The sequence below is a fragment of the Pseudomonas sp. VEM90 genome, assembly GCF_054611535.1.
Genome location: NZ_JBTRAR010000021.1, coordinates 1 through 17,812, shown reverse-complemented (window position 1 = coordinate 17,812; position 17,812 = coordinate 1). Strand labels below are relative to the sequence as shown.

Annotated in this window: 15 protein-coding genes; 10 read left to right on the top strand and 5 right to left on the bottom strand. The window is 61.8% G+C overall.

What is annotated here, in order from left to right; all coding sequences use genetic code 11:
* The first annotated feature begins 294 nt into the window (after window positions 1-294).
* Both ACYCCG_RS19240 and ACYCCG_RS19235 read left to right on the top strand, forming a co-directional pair.
* Window positions 295-600, top strand: a complete 306-nt coding sequence (locus ACYCCG_RS19240; protein ID WP_209967663.1) for a DUF2288 domain-containing protein — start codon at window positions 295-297, stop codon at window positions 598-600.
* 197 nt (window positions 601-797) lie between these two features.
* The gene (locus ACYCCG_RS19235) at window positions 798-1,685 is read left to right on the top strand and encodes an NAD(P)-dependent oxidoreductase (RefSeq protein ID WP_176685311.1); all 888 of its coding nucleotides are present in this window, start codon (window positions 798-800) and stop codon (window positions 1,683-1,685) included.
* On the opposite strand, the gene ACYCCG_RS19230 is transcribed toward ACYCCG_RS19235, so the two are convergent.
* Both ACYCCG_RS19230 and rapA read right to left on the bottom strand, forming a co-directional pair.
* Window positions 1,585-3,849, bottom strand: coding sequence for a putative bifunctional diguanylate cyclase/phosphodiesterase (locus ACYCCG_RS19230; RefSeq protein WP_459671519.1), 2,265 nt, complete (start codon window positions 3,847-3,849; stop codon window positions 1,585-1,587). The genes ACYCCG_RS19235 and ACYCCG_RS19230 overlap by 101 nt on opposite strands.
* Window positions 3,850-4,117: 268 nt before the next feature.
* Window positions 4,118-6,964, bottom strand: coding sequence for an RNA polymerase-associated protein RapA (rapA, locus tag ACYCCG_RS19225; RefSeq protein WP_209967658.1), 2,847 nt, complete (start codon window positions 6,962-6,964; stop codon window positions 4,118-4,120).
* 150 nt (window positions 6,965-7,114) lie between these two features.
* On the opposite strand from rapA, the gene ACYCCG_RS19220 reads away from it, so the two are divergent.
* From ACYCCG_RS19220 to ACYCCG_RS19185, 8 genes are all read left to right on the top strand, one after another.
* Window positions 7,115-7,810 carry a M949_RS01915 family surface polysaccharide biosynthesis protein gene (locus ACYCCG_RS19220; RefSeq protein WP_209967657.1) on the top strand — a complete coding sequence of 232 codons (696 nt, stop codon included), beginning with the start codon at window positions 7,115-7,117 and terminating at the stop codon, window positions 7,808-7,810.
* A gap of 63 nt (window positions 7,811-7,873) precedes the next feature.
* The gene (locus ACYCCG_RS19215) at window positions 7,874-8,203 is read left to right on the top strand and encodes an aspartate-semialdehyde dehydrogenase (protein ID WP_176685307.1); all 330 of its coding nucleotides are present in this window, start codon (window positions 7,874-7,876) and stop codon (window positions 8,201-8,203) included.
* Between the two features lie 68 nt (window positions 8,204-8,271).
* Window positions 8,272-8,433 (top strand): hypothetical protein, encoded by a 162-nt coding sequence (locus ACYCCG_RS19210; protein ID WP_162948979.1) that lies wholly within the window; start codon window positions 8,272-8,274, stop codon window positions 8,431-8,433.
* Window positions 8,434-8,568: 135 nt separating this feature from the next.
* A complete protein-coding gene (gene ccoM, locus ACYCCG_RS19205; RefSeq protein ID WP_003254862.1) occupies window positions 8,569-8,685 on the top strand; it encodes a cytochrome c oxidase subunit CcoM in 117 nt (38 codons plus the stop codon).
* 205 nt (window positions 8,686-8,890) lie between these two features.
* Window positions 8,891-10,879, top strand: a complete 1,989-nt coding sequence (locus ACYCCG_RS19200) for an FUSC family protein (protein ID WP_209967656.1) — start codon at window positions 8,891-8,893, stop codon at window positions 10,877-10,879.
* Window positions 10,866-11,072 carry a DUF1656 domain-containing protein gene (locus tag ACYCCG_RS19195; protein ID WP_012051433.1) on the top strand — a complete coding sequence of 69 codons (207 nt, stop codon included), beginning with the start codon at window positions 10,866-10,868 and terminating at the stop codon, window positions 11,070-11,072. Before ACYCCG_RS19200 ends, ACYCCG_RS19195 begins: the two co-directional genes overlap by 14 nt.
* A gap of 12 nt (window positions 11,073-11,084) precedes the next feature.
* Window positions 11,085-11,954 carry an efflux RND transporter periplasmic adaptor subunit gene (locus ACYCCG_RS19190; protein WP_176685305.1) on the top strand — a complete coding sequence of 290 codons (870 nt, stop codon included), beginning with the start codon at window positions 11,085-11,087 and terminating at the stop codon, window positions 11,952-11,954.
* 246 nt (window positions 11,955-12,200) lie between these two features.
* A complete protein-coding gene (locus ACYCCG_RS19185) occupies window positions 12,201-12,539 on the top strand; it encodes a DUF2025 family protein (RefSeq protein WP_176685304.1) in 339 nt (112 codons plus the stop codon).
* A gap of 19 nt (window positions 12,540-12,558) precedes the next feature.
* On the opposite strand, the gene ACYCCG_RS19180 is transcribed toward ACYCCG_RS19185, so the two are convergent.
* The 3 genes from ACYCCG_RS19180 to ACYCCG_RS19170 all read right to left on the bottom strand — a co-directional run bounded on the left by ACYCCG_RS19180 (window position 12,559) and on the right by ACYCCG_RS19170 (window position 17,447).
* The gene (locus ACYCCG_RS19180) at window positions 12,559-15,144 is read right to left on the bottom strand and encodes a bifunctional diguanylate cyclase/phosphodiesterase (protein WP_459671513.1); all 2,586 of its coding nucleotides are present in this window, start codon (window positions 15,142-15,144) and stop codon (window positions 12,559-12,561) included.
* 51 nt (window positions 15,145-15,195) lie between these two features.
* Window positions 15,196-16,269 carry a diguanylate cyclase gene (locus ACYCCG_RS19175; protein ID WP_176685302.1) on the bottom strand — a complete coding sequence of 358 codons (1,074 nt, stop codon included), beginning with the start codon at window positions 16,267-16,269 and terminating at the stop codon, window positions 15,196-15,198.
* 281 nt (window positions 16,270-16,550) lie between these two features.
* Entirely contained in the window at window positions 16,551-17,447 is an 897-nt protein-coding gene (locus ACYCCG_RS19170) for a formate/nitrite transporter family protein (protein ID WP_339443713.1), read from the bottom strand.
* Between the last annotated feature and the right edge of the window lie 365 nt (window positions 17,448-17,812).

The window sequence follows — 17,812 nt, the reverse complement described above, 5'->3', positions numbered from 1 at the left end:
ATTCGCGGCGTGGCCATGCCAACGCGCAAGCCCACCTTCCCCCGGAACATGTCCCGGAACTGTACCGGTACAGTGTAGAGCGCTGTTCGAGCGCTTGAAAAGCGGTCGAAAAGTGCGTCTTTCCTGTGTTGTCGCTTGATCGACAGAAAGATACAGAAAGGCGCCATCAAACTGCCTGCATCTGCGACCCCGTCCCACAAACCCGGGGTCAATCGACCAAATTACATATTTGAAACCGGGTTTTTCTGCAAAAATGCCGGCCTTTTTATTGGCCGATTTTTGCGGATACCGCCCATGACTGATCAAACAAGCACCCTCTATGCCAAATTGCTTGGCGAGACGGCAATCATTGAGTGGAAAGCGCTGGAGCGTTTTTGGGCCAAGGGTGACCTGATTTGGGTCGACCCCAGCCTTGACCTGATCGCTGTTGCCGAGGCGATGGCCGAGAATCGCAGCGAGATCTTCGCCAAGTGGCGTAGTGATGGCACCGTTGGGCCGGTGTCGGCCGAGCAGGCATTGGACCTGCAAAGCCGCGAGCCAGAGATCTGGGCGGTGGTGGTGTCGCCGTTCATCGTGATCCAGGTGAAGAGCCAGGAATAAGCGTGATCTTTTTTGGTGCGCAAAAATACGCATCAGCGCCGTTTTGGTGATTGAAAGCAATCAGGATGGGTAGAGGGAAGTAACAATTCGGCGTGGCGGTAACAGTTTACGGGATGCGTAATGTGGCACCGTTGTGCCAGGCGCCACCGGGATCGTCGCCAATCTAGGAAATGTTCGAATCAGTCAGGAGTTTATCGATGAGCACTGCACGACCTTCGCTTGGATTCGCCGGCATCGGCCTGATGGGCCTGCCCATGTGCCGCCGCCTGCTGGCAGCGGGTTATCCATTGACGGTTTGGAACCGCAGCCCGGACAAGTGCGCTGCCTTGGTCGCCGCTGGCGCTCGCCTGGCCAACAGCCCGGCCGAATTGTGCCGTGACAGCGACATGGTGCTACTGTGCCTGGCCGACACGGCGGTGGTGCGTGAAGTGGTGTTCGGTGAGCAAGGCATTGCCCAAGGCGGGCGCAGCGGCCAGTTGCTGATCGATTTCTCTAGCCTGGAACCCACCGCCACCCGTGAAATGGCCGCCGAGCTGGCGGCACTGTGCGGCATGGCGTGGCTGGATGCACCTGTATCTGGCGGTACGCCCGGTGCCGAAGCTGGCACGCTGGCGATCATGGTTGGTGGTGAAGCGGCCGACCTGCAGCGTGCACGCCCGGTGCTGCAGGTGCTTGGTCAGCGCGTGACGCATATGGGGGCGGTAGGCGCGGGCCAGGTGACCAAGGCTTGCAACCAGATGATCGTCGCGTGCAATGCCCTGGTAATTGCAGAAGTGGTGGCACTGGCCGAACAGTCGGGCGTGGATGCGACGCTGATCGCTGAAGCGCTGGCCGGTGGTTTTGCCGATTCCAAGCCATTGCAGATTCTTGCGCCGCAAATGGCCGAGAGCCGCTTCGAGCCAATCAAGTGGCACGTACGCACGCTGCTCAAGGACCTCGATGGTGCGGTCAAGTTTTCCCGCGAGCAAGGCTCAGCAACGCCACTCAGTGGCCTTGCCGCGCAACTGATGCGGCTGCACGGTAGCCAGGGTTACCTGCAAAAAGATCCGGCGACCCTGGTAGAGCTGTACCGCAACAAGGAGTGATCCGGCCACTCTGGCGCTGCAACCGCTCCAGCAGAGGACGCAACTCGGCCAGCGGTACGGGGCGCCCCAACAGGTAGCCCTGCAGGTAGTCGCAACCATGGCTTTCGAGGAAAGCCTGCTGCTCGGCGGTTTCCACGCCCTCGCTGACTACCCGCAGGTGCAGGGTATGCGCCATGGCGATGATTGCCTGGACAATTTCGCGGTCTTTCTGGCTGCCCGGTACATCCTGCAGGAAGGTGCGGTCGATCTTCAGTACATCCAGCGGCAGGCGTTTGAGGTAGGCCAGTGACGAGTAGCCGGTACCAAAATCGTCGATCGAAAGTGCCACCCCCAAGGCCCGGACGCGTTTGAGCAGGCTGACCGTGCGCTGGATATCGCCCACCAGGGCGTTCTCGGTCACTTCCAGCTCCAGATGGCGCGGCGCAAGGCCGGCGTGGAGCAGCGCCTTTTCAACTTCGTTGGGCAGTTCGTCGTGGCTGAGGGTGACTGCCGAGCAATTGACCGTGACCTTGACTTCGCCGCAGCCGTGACGCTGCAAGCGGGCCAGGTCGGCACAGGCGTGGCGAAGCACCCACAGGTCCAGGTCGATGATCAGGCCGTTGGCTTCGGCAATGCCGACAAAACGGTCGGGCCCGAGCAGGCCGTGTTGAGGATGCTGCCAGCGTACCAGCGCTTCCAGTTTGGCCACTTGCCCACTGCGCAGGTCGAAGATCGGCTGGTAGTACACACGCAGCCCACGCTCTTCGAGCAGGGCCAGGCGCAGCTCTTCTTCCAGTTGCAAGGCGATCGACGCGCGGGCCTTCAGGCTGTCATTGAAGAAGTTCAGGCTGTTGCGCCCGTTGTCCTTGGATTGGTAGAGGGCCAGGTCGGCATGCTTGAGCAGCTCTTCGGCTGTGCCGCCATCGTCCGGGAAGATACTTACACCGATGCTGGTGGTCATGACCATGCGCCGCCCGCCCAGGTCGATGGGGTCTTTCATCCGTTGCATGATGCGCTGGGCCAGGTGGCGGGCTTCGTCGCGGCTGTTCAGGCTGGTGACCACACAGAATTCGTCGCCACCAAAGCGCGCAACCAGGTCGTGGCTGCGGGTAGCGGCCTTGATGTGGTTGGCGATCACCTTGAGCAGCTCGTCACCGGCGTCGTGGCCGAGGCTGTCGTTGATGCGCTTGAAATGGTCGATGTCGAGGAACATCACGGCCAGGCGGTTTTCACTGGCCTGATGTTCGACCAGGCGCTCGGCGAATACCTGGTTGAATCCACGGCGGTTGAGCAGGTTGGTCAGGGCGTCGTAGTGCGCCGCCTGCTGCAGCGAAGCGCGGGCCTGGTCCAGTTGGCTGAGCAGCACGCTGACCCGGCGCAGGTCGTGCTCCTTGCTTTGCAACTTCTTGTCGGCCAGTGCGGCGCTGATGCTGGCACCACTGATCAGCAGGGTGATGAAGCCGATGCCCAGTCCCAGTTGCAGGCTGTTGTCGCCAGACGGTAGGCGCAGTGCGGTATCGGCAGGGATGATCAGGGTCATGGCCGACATCGCGGTGAAATGAGTGGCGACGATGCCGCCGGCCATCAGCAGGCTGGCGCCGTACTTCATGGCCTGGTACAGGGTGCCGCTGCCATTGCGCAAGTAGCGGGCCAGGTACAGCGCGGTCAGGGCGGTAAGCAGGGCAATGGCGGCAGAGGCAAGTAGCAAGCCGGTCTGGTAGTACTGGCGGGTACCCGTTTCCATTGCGGCCATGCCGACAAAATGCATGAGGATGATGCCCAGGCCGATCAGCACTGCGCTCGGCACAAAGTGGTACGCGCGCATCTTGCTGCGTTCGAGGCTGTGCATGGCCAGCCAGGCCACGCACAATGCGATGAGCAGTGAAAGAATGGTCAGGGATACGTCGTAGTGCACTTCTACCGGGGCCCGAAAAGCCAGCATGCTGATGAAGTGCATGGCCCATATACCGCCTGCCAGGCAGCAGGCTCCCAGCATGTTCCATTGCCGGTGGGCGGTCGGGTCGTCGCTGTGGGACTGGCGCTCGGCCATCTCGAGGGTGGCTAGACAGGCCGCGCAAGCAACGAAATAGGCGAGCAGAACCAAGAACGGTTCATGACGGCAGTCGATGACGATGCGCCCGGTTGCGGGAAGATCGGCGAACAGTTGCAGCCCCAGCCATTCCATGGAATGCCTCTTGATCGAGTCTTCACTCGTCTGCGCTACAACCCTGTGCAGACTGTCCAGAGGCAGTATAGGAAGGAGTATTTAAGCCTTCCTGACTAATGGCACAATGACTTCTACGATTTGGTTATCACTGTAATCGCAGTCAGGAATATTGCTTGCCCGGTCAGAGCGGGCGTGCCCGCGAAGAATCCAGCACGGTGGCTGTCACCGACTGCGCCGGTGTTCGCGGGCCGCCCGCTCCCACAAGGGCAGCGGTGCCTGGTTTTTCTTAGCCAGCCACCAGCACGCGGATGGCTTCCAGCCGCAGGGCGGCCTTTTCCAGCATCGCCAGGCCATCTTCGCGCTGCTTGCGCAAGGCGTCGATTTCGCTGTCACGCACACTCGGGTTGACCGCTTGCAACGCTACCAGGCGCGCCAACTCTTCGTCGGCCTCGGCTGCCAGGCGGCGCTGGGCTTCGGCCACGCGCTCGACGTGGGTTGGCAGAATCTTCTCTTCACCGCCACTGATACGCTTGGCCAGCACATCGCGCTGGGCCTGGACGAACTTGTTGGCGCTGGCGCGCGGTACGCTCTCGAGCTGGTCATTGAGGGTTTCGAAGGCCACGCGCGACGCCAGGTCGTTGCCATTGGCATCGAGCAGGCAGCGCAGTGCCGCCGGTGGCAGGTAGCGGCCCAGTTGCAGGCTGCGGGGTGCCACTACCTCGCTGACGAACAGCAGTTCAAGCAGTACAGTGCCTGGTTTGAGCGCTTTGTTCTTGATCAACGCCACGGCGGTGTTGCCCATCGAGCCTGACAGCACCAGGTCCATGCCGCCCTGCACCATCGGGTGCTCCCAGGTGAGGAACTGCATGTCCTCGCGCGACAGCGCCTGGCCACGGTCGTAGGTGATGGTCACGCCTTCATCGTCGCCCAGCGGGAAGCTGGCATCGAGCATCTTCTCGCTCGGCTTGAGGATCAGGGCGTTCTCGGAATGGTCTTCGCTGTCGATGCCGAAGGCGTCGAACAGGGTTTCCATGTAGATCGGCAGGGCGAACTGATCGTCCTGTTCGAGAATAGCCTCGACCAGCGCCTGACCTTCGCCGGCACCGCCGGAGTTGAGCTCCAGCAGGCGGTCACGGCCAGTGTGCAGTTCGGCTTCCAGACGCTCGCGCTCGCCGCGGGCGTCGGCCACCAGGGTATCCCAGGCCTTGTTTTCGCCGCCTTCGAGCAGCGGCAGCAGGCGTGGGCCAAACTGGTGTTGCAGGGCATTACCGGTGGGGCAGGTGTTGAGGAAGGCGTTGAGGCCTTCGTGGTACCACTGGAACAGACGCTCCTGCGGGCTGTCCTGCAGGTACGGGATGTGCAACTGGATAGTGTGCTTCTGGCCGATCCGGTCAAGGCGGCCGATGCGCTGTTCGAGCAGATCGGGGTGCGCTGGCAGGTCGAACATCACCAGGTGATGAGCGAACTGGAAGTTGCGGCCTTCGCTGCCGATTTCCGAGCAGATCAGTACCTGGGCACCGAACTCTTCATCGGCAAAGTAGGCAGCGGCGCGGTCGCGCTCGAGGATGCTCATGCCTTCATGGAACACCGAAGCCGGGATGCCGGAGCGCACGCGCAGGGCATCTTCCAGGTCCATGGCGGTTTCGGCGTGGGCGCAGATCACCAGCACTTTGGTGCGCTTGAGCATCTTCAGGGTGTCGATCAGCCAGTCGACACGCGGGTCGAAACGCCACCAGCGCTCGTCATCCGCAACGTCACCCTGGGCCTGGAAGGCAACTTCCGGGTACAGCTCGGCGTGCTCGCCGGCTGGCAGGTCGCGGTACTGCTCGGGCATGGCCAGCGGATAGGCGTGCAACTGGCGCTCGGGGAAGCCCTGAATCGCCGCACGGGTGTTACGGAACAATACGCGGCCGGTGCCGTGGCGATCCAGCAACTCGCGAATCAGCCGCGCGCTGGCCTGTGTGTCGCCGTCGCTGACCGCAGCCAGCAGGGCTTCGCCTTCGGCACCCAGGAAGCCCTGGATGGTGGCGTGGGCCTTGGGCGACAGACGGCCCTCGTCGAGCAGCTCCTGCACCGCCTCGGCTACCGGGCGGTAGTGCTCGCTCTCGGCGCGGAAAGCGGCCAGGTCGTGAAAACGGTTGGGGTCGAGCAGGCGCAGGCGGGCGAAGTGGCTGTCCTGGCCAAGCTGCTCTGGGGTGGCGGTGAGCAGCAGTACGCCCGGGATCACTTGGGCCAGTTGCTCGACCAGGCCGTACTCGGCGCTGACCTGGTCTTCGTGCCAGACCAGGTGGTGGGCTTCGTCGACTACCAACAGGTCCCAGCCTGCGGCAAACAGCGCGTCCTGGGCCCTTTCGTCGTCGACCAGCCACTCCAGGGCAACCAACGCCAGTTGGGCGTCCTCGAACGGGTTGCTGGCGTCACTCTCGATGAAGCGCTCGGCGTCGAACAGCGCCACTTGCAGATTGAAGCGCCGGCGCATTTCCACCAGCCACTGGTGCTGGAGGTTTTCCGGTACCAGGATCAGTACGCGGCTGGCGCGACCCGACAGCAGCTGGCGGTGAATGACCAGGCCGGCTTCGATGGTTTTGCCCAGGCCCACTTCGTCGGCCAGCAGAACGCGCGGGGCGCTGCGGTCGGCGACTTCGCGGGCGATGTGCAGTTGGTGGGCAATGGGCTGTGCGCGGCAGCCGCCCAAACCCCACAGTGCCGACTGCATCTGCTTGCTGGTGTGCTGCAGGGTGTTGTAGCGCAGGCTGAACCACGACAGTGGGTCTATCTGCCCGGCGAACAGACGGTCGCTGGCCAAGCGGAACTGAATGAAGTTCGATAACTGGGTTTCGGGCAGGGTGCGAGGCTGGTTCTGCCCGTCCAGGCCGTGGTAGACCATCAGCCCGTCGATGTCCTCGACCTCGCGCACGGTCAACTTCCAGCCCTCGAAGTGGGTGATCTGGTCACCTGGCGAGAAGCGCACGCGGGTCAGCGGCGCGTTGCGCAGGGAATACTGGCGGGTGTCGCCAGTGGCCGGGTAGAGCACGGTCAACAGGCGGCCATCCTGCGCCAGGATGGTACCCAGGCCGAGCTCTGCTTCGCTGTCGCTGATCCAGCGTTGCCCCGGTTGATACTGCTGCGCCATACTGCCTGAACTCCCGCGGTGAAAAAGCCGATTATGTTAACGGATCGGCCGGTCAGACCAAAGTGCCGATAGCATCGAAAGGTACCGAAAGGCACAGTCTAGTCGTTTCATCGTTCTGCACAGCGCCGCCGACGAGGGCCCTGGATCAACATGTCTGCCAAGCAACGCTGGATCAGCGCTTCGATAGCCGTGGGCAGCCTGGTGCTGCTGAGCGCCTGCGAGCAGAAAGACTTTGAGACATTGCCCCCCATCCCGATGGAGCAGCTTGAGGTACTGGGCGTGCAGACGCCGATAAAGAGCGTGCACTTTCGGGACGTTGACGGCGAGGGGCTGCTGGTTCTGAGCCGCAGCGATGGCCAGGCCAGCGACCTGGAAAGCGGACAGGAAGTGGACAAGGTGGTGCTCAAGGCCACCTTGTACGGGCGCACGGCCGAGAACGACACCTTCAGGGCGCGTTGGCAGATCGAGCAGGAAACCACTTGCCCGGGGCTGGATCTGGACGTTGACTTCTATAATGACGTCAGTGATGTCAGTGACCTGAACAAGAATGGCGTGGCCGAGGTAACGTTGGCCAGCCATGCGTTCTGCGGCGGCGGTATCGACCCGCACGACATCGACATCGAGATGCGTGAAGGGCAGGCCAGTTACACCATTACCGGTCAGTCGCTGATCAGCCCGGCGGGCGAGGAGCCGGTCGGTGGTGAGCGCGAGGACAGCGCCTCGCTGAAAGCCGCGCCGCAGGCAATACGCGATCATATGGCTGCGATTTGGCAGCAGGTGTACAAGCGACCTTGGAGCGAGGCCAGCCCGCCAGGTGACGACTTCCCTGGTGACGAAGCCGAGTAAATGTTGTCCATGACATCAAGGTAAAGCTGCGCCTGCCGATACAGGGGGCATAGGAGAACGTCCATGCTGCCGCCGATCATTCCGCTCAGTGCCGCCCCGGTCACCTCGCAACAGGACCCGGTCAAGCCAACACCTGACATCAAGCCGGTGGTGCCGACGCAGCCTGCGTCCGGCGATAGTGCCATCGACCTCAAGCGCCAGCGCGATCCGCAGGAGCAGGTACTGTTGCTGCGCGATGAACAGCGCCGCCAGCAGCAACGCCGGCAAAAGGGCGAGCACGAGCGCTACGATGCCGTCCCGGGTGACGAGGTCAATGCCGACAACACCGTGCCGGTAGCGCCATTGATGGGCGAGCATGTACGCCAGGGACTGCTGGTGGACATCGAAGTCTGATACAGGGGCTGGTCAGCGCCTGCGCCTGGCTTCATCATGCAATTCTCTGTTGATCGTCGAGCCCACCCATGAGCCAAGACAACCTCATCGATTTCGATGCCGAACGTGCCAAGCGCGTCCACGACCTCAAGGAAAAGCGGCTGAACGAAATGCGCAATGCTTTCGAGCAGGCCCTGCCATTGAATACCAGCAAGAAAAAGAAGCCCAAGGGCAAGCCGAAGAAGCGCTGAAACTTGACGCAGGTCAACCCTGCGCCCCCCTCGCGTGCCCGGCCCCGGGCACCATTGACGCTGATCAATTTTCCCCGCCTCCACATTGGTTAACTTGCACCCATCGGACAACGGCAAACGAATGGGGAGGCCAACATGTTCTTCGACAACGTGGTTATCGCCGGTGTGGTAACGGTCGGGTTGATGGTCGCCTTCTTTGCCGGTCTGGGCATTTTCATCTGGAAGGACTCGAACAAGCGCAAGCCGCGCTGACCTTCCGGGTACACGAGCACGCAAGGCATTTAGGGCGACTTCGGTCGCCCATTTTTTTTGCCTGCATTTTTTACTGCCTGAGCTGTCCCTTTCAGTGCAGGCCAATCGAATATACATGATTAGCTAGCTAATTAATCGTTTCCGCTTTATCCTGCTTATCATTGTCTATCTTTTCAGCAAGACTTTTCCCCGCAAGGTCCGCCTCGTGCCCATCACCTTTCAGGCCCTGTTCGCTCCCAGCAGCCTCGCCCTCAAGTTCGCCATCAAGACCCTGCTCGGTGGCGGCCTGGCGTTGTGGCTGGCGATGCGCTGGGGGCTCGAGCAACCCTCCTGGGCATTGATGACTGCTTTCATCGTCGCCCAGCCGCTATCGGGCATGGTGGTGCAGAAAGGCTTGGCGCGGTTGGCCGGCACGTTGGTAGGTACCGTCATGTCGGTGCTGTTCATCGGCCTGTTCGCCCAGACCCCCGGCCTGTTCCTGCTTACCTTGGCGCTGTGGCTGGCCCTGTGCACCGCCGCGTCCACCCAGTTGCGCAGCGCCTGGGCCTATGCCTTTGTACTGGCCGGCTATACCGCAGCGATCATTGCCTTGCCGGCCATCGATCACCCCCTGCAGGTATTCGACCAGGCCGTGGCTCGCTGTACCGAGATCTGCCTGGGTATTTTCTGTGCAACAGCCAGCAGTGCCTTGCTTTGGCCCATGCGGGTCGAGCAGCAACTGGGCGGGCAGGCGCGACAGGCCTGGCAGAACGGCCTGCAGGCCGCCAGAGCCATGCTGGGCGGAGAGGATGAGGCGCGCAAAGGCCTGCTGGAAAGCCTGGGGCGCATCGTTGCCATCGACAGCCAACGTGAGCATGCCTGGTTCGAGGGCAATCGCGGGCGCCAACGTGCTCGTGCCATTCGTGGCCTTAGCCAGAAACTGATGGTGCTGTTGCGTATTTCCCGTTCGGTGCGCCGCCAGTGGCGGCAACTGGAAGAGTGTGAGGTCGAGCACCTGACGCCCTGGTTGCAGGAAGTGCGCACGTTGCTGGACCAACCCGACCAGCCCAGCCTGTTGTTGCTGCGTCAGCGCATCTGGGATGCCGCACACGATGAGCAGATCAGTTCGGCTGAACACTTCTGCCTGGCGCGCATGGCCCTGCTGCTGGACTATGCCATGGCCGCCAGCCAGGCACTTGAGGATGTGGAGGCGGGCAGGGCACCCAAGGACGTGTCCCAGGGATTGGCTGCGCACCGAGACTGGTCGCTGGCCCTGCTGTTCGGCTCGCGCAGCGCGCTGGCCTTTCTGGTGATGAGTGGCTTCTGGCTGGCTACGGCCTGGCCTTCGGCCCCGGGTGGCCTGGTGCTGACCTGCGTGGTCTGCAGCCTGTTCGCCAGTCGCGAAAACGGCGCGCAGATCGGCCTGAGCTTCCTGCGCGGGATATTCCTGGCAATACCGGCTGCGTTTCTGGTCGGGCAGATCATGCTGCCGCAATGGAGCAGTTTCGCCATGCTCTGCCTGGGCATGGGCGTGCCGCTGTTTCTTGGTGCTCTGGGCATGGCCCATCCGCGTACCGGGGCTACGGCCACTTCCTATTGCCTGCACTTCATTGTGCTCGTGTCGCCGCTCAACGCCATGCAGTTCGGCGTGGCGACCATGCTGAACAGTGCCCTGGCCATGCTGGTGGGGGTGTCGGCAGCGGTCATGGCCTTTCGCTTATTGGTGTTCCGCCACCCGGCCTGGCTGGGCCGGCGCTTGCGTGCTGCAACCCAGAACGACTTGGTGCGCCTGACTCGGCGCGACCTGCGCGGGGCTGACAGCTGGTTTGGCGGGCGCATGGCCGACCGGCTGATGCAACTGGCGCGGCATGCGAGTGAATTACCGGAAGGTGAACGCAAACGCTGGGATGACGGCCTGCACGGGCTGGATATCGGCGACGAGCTGGTGCACCTGCGCATGTGCCTGGCGGTCGCCCAGGCCCCCCTGGGGCGGGCCGAGCGCGAGTACCTGCAACAAGTGGAAGCAGTGCTGGCCAATGGGCCTGCTGCCGGGCGAGGGCAGCGGTTGGATGCTGCCAGTGAGCAGTTCATTGCTGCCTTGCGTCGGCTGCCTGCCAGCGACCCGCTTCGGCTGGCCGAGGGGGCGGTGCTGCAATTACAGAAAAGCTGGGGCAAATGGTGCCGCTGGCAGGAGGACACCCATGGGCTTGCGTGAGTGGGAAGTGGGCGGTGTGCTGCTCAGCCCGTTTCTGCTTTATGTGTTGTTGGCGCTGCTGCTCACCGGCCTGCTGCGCCTGGTGGTGCATGCCACACCGTTGGGGCGTTGGATCTGGCATGAGGCGCTGTTCGACGCGGCGCTGTTCGTTTGTGTGTTGTTCCTGGTGGTACGCCTGCTGGGAACTTTATAAAGGAGTGTTTCGATGCGTGCGGCCGTACGTACTCTGGTGACCCTGTGTGTGGTGGCCCTGGCCGTGTTGGCCGGCTACCAGCTGTGGCAGTACTACATGCTCACCCCGTGGACGCGCGATGCCCGTGTACGCGCCGATGTTGTGGTGATTGCGCCTGATGTGTCTGGCTGGGTGCGCGAACTCAAGGTCCATGACAACCAGCAGGTCAAGGCTGGCGACCTGTTGATGAGTATCGACCGCGAGCGTTTCCAGGCCGCCTTCGACCAGGCCAGTGCGGTGACCGAGACCCGCGCCCAGCAACTGCGCTTGCGCGAGCGTGAAGCGGCCCGGCGTACTGCTTTAGGGCCAGAGGCGATCAGTGCCGAGTTGCGTGAAAACGCCCAGATCAATGCCGCCATTGCGCGCGGCGAGTTGCATGAGGCCGAGGCGCAGTTGCAGGTTGCCAAGATCAACCTGGCGCGCAGTGAAGTGCGGGCACCGCGCAGCGGGCATATCACCAATCTGCGTCTGGCTGAAGGCAATTATGTGAACACCGGGGAATCGGTGATGGCACTGGTGGATGATTCGACGTTCTACATCCAGGCCTATTTCGAAGAAACCAAGCTGCCGCGCATTCGTGTTGGGGACACCGTGAAAGTCTGGCTGATGGGGGCGGGTGAACCGATGCAGGGGCACGTGGAGAGCATCAGCCGCGGCATCACCGACCGCAACAGCAATCCGGACAGCCAATTGCTGCCGGAGGTAGAACCGACTTTCAACTGGGTGCGACTGGCCCAGCGCATACCGGTGAGGATTCGCCTGGACCAGGTGCCGGAAGGGCTGACCTTGAGTGCGGGGATGACGGCGAGTGTGCAGGTGCACGAGGGCGGCGACCCGCAGTGATGGTGCTGCCTCGTCAGGCAGAAATGTAACTTTCGAAGCGGTAAGCCTGTGCGTGTGGTGAAGGCAGTGCAGCTTTAATTCGCCGACGACCGTCAGGCCAAGCCGGCATTGACTGTCGGGCAAACACGAAAAAACTTGGCGAGCGGCCCGCCAGTTGCGTTAGGCTGCCGTTGTGAGTTGCCCGACAGAGGCAACCCTTCTCCTGCCAGGCGTGCGTATCTTCCGATTTCATTGCGAGGTTACGTCATGGCCATCACTTCCCAGGATATCTGCAACGCCGCCGATCAGCTAAAGGGCTTTGTCGGTTTTCACGGCAAGCGCGGTGTTCATATCGTGCGTTTCTCCGAGGACGCGTTCGGCATGGACGTGGCCGACGCCAGTATCACCCCCTGCAGCGAGTTTGTCTGGCGGCCCGAGCAAGGGCAGCGCATGGCGCTGTGCCGCGAACGACTGTCGCTGTTGCTGGATCAGCATGTGGATGACCGCTTGAACATTGGTGAACCGCTGCGCACCTATCTGCGTCGGTGTGATCTGCCCGAGATCGTGGCGCAGCGCAGCCTGCAGCAGCGCACCCAGTCTGTTTAGGAGCAGTACCAGGCCGCGTCTACAAGGGCTGTGCAGTGCTTTGGGATGTTTGGTGCAGCAACGCCGCCAACCCGGCGCTGTCCAGGGGTCTGCTCAGGTAATAGCCTTGCACTTCATGGCAGCGGTCCTTTTCCAGCGCCTTGAGTTGATGTTCGCTTTCCACGCCTTCGGCTGTCACTGTCAGCCCCATCGCCTCACCCAGGTTGATGATGGCCTGGACCACAGCGCGGTCGCTGCCGCCGTTGTTGTTCAGGCCGCTGATGAAGCGCTTGTCGATCTTGATGCTGTCGAACGGGTAGGTACGCAGGTAGCCCAACGACGAATAGCCGGTGCCGAAATCGTCCATGTTCAGACGCACGCCAAGCTCCTTGAGCGACAGCATGGTACCTAGCGCACCCTCGATGTCGTTGAGCATCACGTTCTCGGTAATCTCCAGCTCCAACCGTTGGGCGGGGAAGGCGGTGTCCAGCAAGGTTTCGCGCACGTCGGCTACCACATCGCTGCGCAAGAACTGCGCAGGCGACAGGTTGACCGAAACCAGTACGTCGGCCGGCCAGTCATGAGCCGTGCGGCAAGCTTCGCGCAGCACCCAGCGGCCTAGCGCAACAATGATGTCGCTCTGCTCAGCCAACGGGATGAAGGTGTCCGGCCCCAGCAAGCCTTCCTGGGGGTGCTGCCAGCGCACCAAGGCCTCGACCGCGACGATACGCAGGTCGTCGAGGCGGTAGCGCGGCTGGTAATGCAACTCGAACTCCTCATTGCGCAGGGCCCGGCGCAGGTCGTTCTCCAACTGACGGCGATACTGGATCTGCTGATTCATTTCGGCAACGAAGTAGCGCCATGTGTTCTTTCCATCGGCCTTGGCCTGGTACAGGGCGATGTCGGCACAGCGGATCAGCTCACCGGCATCGAAGCCCTGGTTGCGCGTCTGGGCAACACCAATGCTGGCACCAATGTGCAGAGGCTGGCTGTCGAAAACGATGGGTTGCTGCAGCAGACCGATCAGGCGCGCACAGAAGCGGTCGATTTCGCTGCTGTTGTCCATGCCGCTGAGTACCAGGATGAACTCGTCGCCGCCCAGACGCGCGACCAGATCGCCGTCGCGGGTGGTGTCGCGCAGGCGCGTTGCCACTTCTTGCAGCACGGCATCTCCGGCGGCATGACCAAGCGAGTCGTTGATCGGCTTGAAGTTGTCCAGGTCCAGCAGCAACAAGGTCAGCGGCGGCGAGTCACTGCCGCGCAACAAGGCCTGCTCCAGGTGCCTGGCGAGCTTGTTGCGGTTGGCCAGCCCGGTCAGTGGGTCGTGCTGCGAAAGGTGCTGGATGCGCGCGTGGGCGTCGACTTCGTCGGTAATATCGCTGGCGGTACCCCGAAAACCGATGGCCTTGCCATCGCGCCAGATAGCGCGGGCGGATATCCGGCAGTAGCGGTTCTGGCCATTCTGGTCGCGGTAAGTGCAGCGCAGGTTGGCCAATTGCTGCGGGTCGGCGGTAGCCAGAGCGTCCAGCCAAGGTGACAGCGGCGTGGTATCGCAGGCCAGCAACTGGTTGAGCGGGCGGCCCAGCCAGCCGTCCACCTGGTAGCCGGTGACGGTGGCGAAGCGTTGCGACAGGTAGGTCAGGCGTTGTTGCCGGTCGGTTTCCCAGATCCAGTCGGATGCCGACTCGGCCACCGCGCGGAAACGTTGCTCGCTGGCCTCCAGGGCCTGGTTGCTTTGTTGCAGATGCACGAGCGTGAGGCCGACTGCCCGGGAGCTGCGCAAGGCATGGCGGAACAGGTAAAGCATCACCAGTCCAAGTATCAGTAGTGCGCACAATAGTGCTGGCAACACAGCCCACAGCATCTGACGCCCCGGCAGCGGGCTGTTCCAGGTCAGATGGTAGCCGGTGTCGCCCAGGTCGATACGCAGGTGGCTGTGATCCTGGCTATCCTCCTTTTCCACGTGCATGCCGGTCAGGCCGGCGCCGTTGCCCAACTGTGCCAGTTTGCTTTCGGTGAGCTGGTCGATGAACAGCATTACCGGCGCCTGGCTCACTTCGCTGTCGGTAACCTCCCTGTCCGGGCGCACGGCTGCTGCACTGAGTGCGGCCGGCCAGCCATTGAACAGCACGAAACGGGTGACCTGCTCGCGTGAAATTGCTGCTGCGCGGGCCTGTTCGATGATCGGCTGTAGCGGTGTGTCTATAAAGGTGTTGGCACCTGCCTGGCTGGGCTGGCCTTTGAACAAGGCATAGGTGGTGCGGTCGTTTTCCACGACGAACACCCCTTCGTAGCCGCTGGCGCTGTACAGCGACTCGCCTACGTTCTTTTCCTCGTAGGCCCATTGCCAGTCGGCTTGGCCCGCCAGGTGCTCGAAGGCTGCATCCCATACGGCATAGCTGGACAGAAACTGGCGTGAGGCGAGCAGCCGTTGTTCCAGCGCCTGGTTCGCATGGAAGGCGCTACGTTGGCGCTCCTGTCGGTCGAGTGTGCTAGCGATATTGAACAGCGCGCCGAGAATGACCAGGCAAGCCAGACCGAACACTGCGCTGAAACCGGCAATGAGGTGGCGCACCTGAAAGCGCGGTGTGGGGCTAGCGGGTGAAAGCTTGGCGGTCCTGGCCATGCGCGAGCGGCTCCTTCAGGCAACCTCCCGCCAGGCAGTCAGGAAGGAGGTTCAATCAGGATAGGCCAGCCTGAGCGTGGCAGCTTGACCGCGGGCAAAATTGACCTGATCGCGGCCAGCGTGCTTGGCGAGGTATAGCGCCTTGTCCGCCTGTTCGAGCCAATGTTCAGGGGACTCGAGGTCGGCCTCGAAGGGCGACAGGCCGATACTCAGGCTTATGCGCAGGTGCGGTAGCTGCGGGTTGCGGTAGCTGGAAACCCGTTCGCGCAGGCGCTCCATTGCTTGGCAGGCCTGAGCTTGGCTGGTCTCGGGCAGGATCACACAGAACTCGTCGCCGCCGTAACGTCCGGCCTGGTCGCCCTCGCGCAGGCTTCGCCGCAGCTCAGCGCTGAGCTGGCGCAGTACACAGTCGCCGACCACATGGCCAAAGGTGTCGTTGATGGTCTTGAAGTGATCGATGTCGATCAGGGCAATCACCGCGTGCCCCTGTTGCTGCTTGCAAGCCTGGAACTTCAGCAGCAGCAGGTCCTTCCAGGCGCCGTGGTTGAACAGGCCGGTCAGGCTGTCGGTGAGGCTCAGGGCACTCAGCCGGCGCTTGTGGTCGCCCAGCTTGATCGCAAGCTGGTAGCACACCCAGCCCAAGGCCAGCGGGTACAGCGCCAGCATTGGCAGGCACGCATAGACTTGCTGGGGCGTGGCGATCAATTGCAAGCCAGGGCCAAGCAGCAGGAGGGCGGCGAGCATGCCGGCCAGTTGCGCCAGCATCCCGCGAAAGACCATGCGCTTGCCGCCGGCGGCGACGTTGTTCATCGTCATCATCGACAGCACGGTCACGCTGGGCAGCGGGTTGAAGTGCATGGCGGCGGTCCAGAACCCGCCCATCAGCGAGTCCAGCAGGAGGTTGCGCTGTTCCGCCTGGTAAGGCGTTGTCGAGCGGGAAGCCCACAGGTAGGCCGCGTGCGGCCACAGCAAACCATTGAACAGTACCAGCAGCCATGTCCAGAAGGGTGGCGACAGCGGCGCAATGGCCGCCATGACCGTGAACAGGCCGATTCCCAGGCCGATGACACGCGGCAGGTAGATGCGCTTGACGAATGAAAGCCCTTTGCCGTTGCGGTTGTCCATAATGCTCATCTTCTTTTGCCGATGTACCGTTCAGCGCATAATTCGCTTGAATATTGTTGAACAGTGCTTCATTGGCGAGTAATGACCTTACAAGCCAATTCACGGTTGATTCGATCAAAGTGGGGGCAGTTGACGGTTCCTTGTAATGTTGGCCAACCCGGCTCAGATGGAGACGGGGTAGCCAGGACTCGCCGCATGGCGGGCGGAACTGGTGTGTAGCCCCTGGCCCGTGAGTTAGCAAGGCCAGGGGGAATGAACTCACCGTAGCGGCACGCTGAGTATCATTTGTGCTCGTGCCTGCTGCGCGCGGACAGGGCCTGGTCGTCGTCCAGAAGTCGCGAGGGTGGTTTACCGCTGTCACTGCGCACTTGTGCATGGCTGATCAGGGCGAAGATGAAACTGCCGCCTATGATGTTGCCCGCCAGCGTCGGCAATGCAAATTCCAGCCAGAAGCGGCGCCAGGTTTCGTCGCCAGCCCACACCAGGTAGGACACTTCGACTGACCCCACCACTATATGAGTGAAATCGCCAAGGGCCATCAGGTAGGTGATCATCAGAATGATCCAGATCTTGGCGTGCTCCATTGACGGAATCATCCAGACCATGGTGGCAATCATCCAGCCCGATATGATGCCCTTGGCGAACATCTGGCTGACGTCGTTCTTCATTACCTTGCGGCCGACCTCCAGGAATGCCACATCGGTCTTGCTGTCGAAGATCGGCAGTTCCAGCATCACCCAGGCTATCAGCAGAGTACCTGCCAGGTTGCCAAGCAACACCACGCCCCAGAGACGTAGCAGTCGTCCAAAGTTGGCCAGCGTAGGGGCGGTCATGACGGGCAGCACCGCGGTGATCGTATTTTCGGTGAACAGTTGCTGGCGGGCCAGTATCACGGCAAGAAAGCCCGCGCTATAGCCGATGCTGGCGATCACGTGGGCACCGTCGCCTTCCGGCAGGCGGGCGTAGAATAGCCCCATGGCCATCAACGACAACCCCATGGACAGGCCGGCGGCCAGTGCCGACCACCACAACGCGGCAAGTGTACGTTCCAGCTCCTGATCGCCCTGGTAGCGAATGATTTCATGCAGCAGTGCCGCCCGCGGCGGTTGGCTGTGGCTGACCTCCTGCTCTTCATCTGCAGAGAGACCGGGGGTTTTCTCGCTTTGCCCATTGCTCATGGCCGCTACGCTCCGTGGTGTGTTTCTTTACAGATCCACTGCGCTTTCATTAGTTGCCAGGTAGCGGCAAAAGGTTGTTGGAAAAGTTTTTCAGAACAAGGTGTTGACTCTGATTTCAAAGCGCGTATTATTCGCCTCCTCGCAGCGATGAACGCTTCGGGGCAAGCAGTAAGTTTTTGAAGTTGTTAGCTTTCGAAAGAAAGTGGTAGTAAAAACTTCAAAACAAACGCTTGACAGACTCTGAGGAAAGCGTAGAATGCGCGCCTCGGTTGAGACGAAAAGCTCTTAACCAAACGCTCTTTAACAAATCGAATCAAGCAATTCGTGTGGGTGCTTGTGAGTACGGACTGATAGTCAAAAAGATT